1 protein-coding gene is annotated in these 2,052 nt (G+C 28.6%); it reads left to right on the top strand.

Annotated elements, in window-relative coordinates; all coding sequences use genetic code 11:
* The first annotated feature begins 118 nt into the window (after window positions 1-118).
* A complete protein-coding gene (locus VLM92_RS02765) occupies window positions 119-1,768 on the top strand; it encodes a family 10 glycosylhydrolase (protein WP_325274826.1) in 1,650 nt (549 codons plus the stop codon).
* The last annotated feature ends 284 nt before the right edge of the window (window positions 1,769-2,052 follow it).

Raw genomic sequence — 2,052 nt, 5'->3', positions numbered from 1 at the left:
GTTACTTTAAGTAGAATAGTTAAATAATTAGTATCCCCTTGGAAGTATATAATTCAAGGGGATTGTTATTAATTAAAGAAAATTTATTATAGACAAAACAATTAAGGAGATTGAGGACATGAAAAAATTAATATCATTTATAATGTTGTTTTGTATGATTTTTATAGGAGGGAAGACAACAGATATATATGCGGCGAGTACAGATATACAAGCTGCTTGGATAACCACTGTATATAATGCAGATTGGCCAAAGGTTCAAAATAATCCACAAGAGCAAAAGCAAGAAATGATAAAAATACTTGATACGCTAAAAGAAACAGGAATAAATACAGTTATGTTTCAAGCAAGAACACAAGGAGATGCCTTATACAAATCAAACATCAATCCTTGGTCAAGTGTACTAACAGGAGTACAAGGAAAAGATCCTGGATATGATCCATTACAATTTGTAATTCAAGAGGCTCATAAAAGGGGAATGAAAGTACACGTATGGTTAAATCCATATAGAGTTACAACGACAGGAACTGATATTAATCAGTTAAGTACAAATCATCAGGCAAGAAAAAATCCTTCATGGGTATTAAGTTATAATGGAAGACTATACTTCAATCCAGAGTTACCAGAAGTAAAAAAGCATATAGTAGATACAGTAGCAGAAATAGTATCAAATTATAATATAGATGGAATACATTTTGATGATTATTTCTATCCAGCAAACTATCCATTGCCAACAGGAGAAGGTAGAGATGGAAAAGTTGCTAATGAAAGAAGAAATCATATAACTGAAATGATAACTCAAGTTAGAAGTAAGATAAAATCTATAAAACCAGCTGTTGAATTTGGAGTAAGTCCAAGTGGGATATGGAAAAATAAATCAAGTGATGCACTTGGTTCTAGTACAAATGGAAATGAAAGTTATTACTCAGATTATGCAGATACTAGAATGTGGGTAAAAAATAATATGGTAGACTATATAGTTCCTCAGATTTATTGGGAAACAGGAAATACATCAGCGGATTATGAAACTCTTGTTAAATGGTGGTCAGATGTGGCTAATGGAACTAATGTTGACTTATATATAGGGCATGGTATATATAAAGATCAAGTAGCTACACAAATAAACACACAACTAGAAATAAATAAAAAATATTCACAAGTAGATGGAAGTAGTTATTATACCACTTTAGATATACTTAATAACAGACAAGACTGTAGAAATAAAATAAAAACATTCCTAGAAAATAATAAGTTAATAGATACAAGCGGTCATTGGGCAGAATCTACTATAAATGAGTTTGTTACAAAAGGATATATAGGTGGATATGAAGATAATACATTTAAGCCAGATAATTCTATAACAAGAGCCGAATTTGTTAAAATAGTAAATAGAGTATTTGGATTTACAGAAGCAGGTACGGAAAAGTTTGATGATGTACAAGCATCTCATTGGTTCTATTATGATATTTGCGTAGGAGTAAAAGCAGGATATATAAATGGTAAAAGTGAAAATAAATTTGATCCAAATGCTCCTATAACTAGAGAAGAGGTAGCAAGTATAATAACAAGTATAAAAAATAATAAGGATGTAAATATAGATAAACTCCTAAACTTTAGTGATGCATTAAGTGTGTCGTCATGGGCAAAATCGTCAGTAGAAGGAGCTATAGAAAATAAATATTTAGGTGGATATAGTGATAACACTATAAAACCTAAGAATAAAACAACTAGAGCAGAAGCTTTAGTAATACTAAGTAGAATAGGAAGATAATAAAATAAATACAAATTATGAAGATAGGATATAGATAACTGATTAAATCTATATCCTATTTTTATATTAAAAAATTATCAAAATTCAGATTCATATAATATATTATAATATCAAATAAAATAATGGGAGAGGATTTTATGGTATTACAAATATATGATTTTTTAGTAGCACTAATATCAACAATTATGTTAACCTCATCACCAATATTTATAAAATATATTATTGATAATTTAGTAAACATAATTAAACCTTAAATTTATAATTATGAAAATATGAAATTGTAC

This window comes from Romboutsia sp. (assembly GCF_035470145.1).
Taxonomy (GTDB): Bacteria; Bacillota; Clostridia; order Peptostreptococcales; family Peptostreptococcaceae; genus Romboutsia_D.
Note: the sequence above shows the minus strand (reverse complement) of the source record. Positions and strands in the feature narration are given on the sequence as shown.

Bases quoted from the DNA above. Each gene is read 5' to 3' on its own strand.
- VLM92_RS02765 (WP_325274826.1), top strand. From the start codon at position 119: ATGAAAAAATTAATATCATTTATAATGTTGTTTTGTATGATTTTTATA.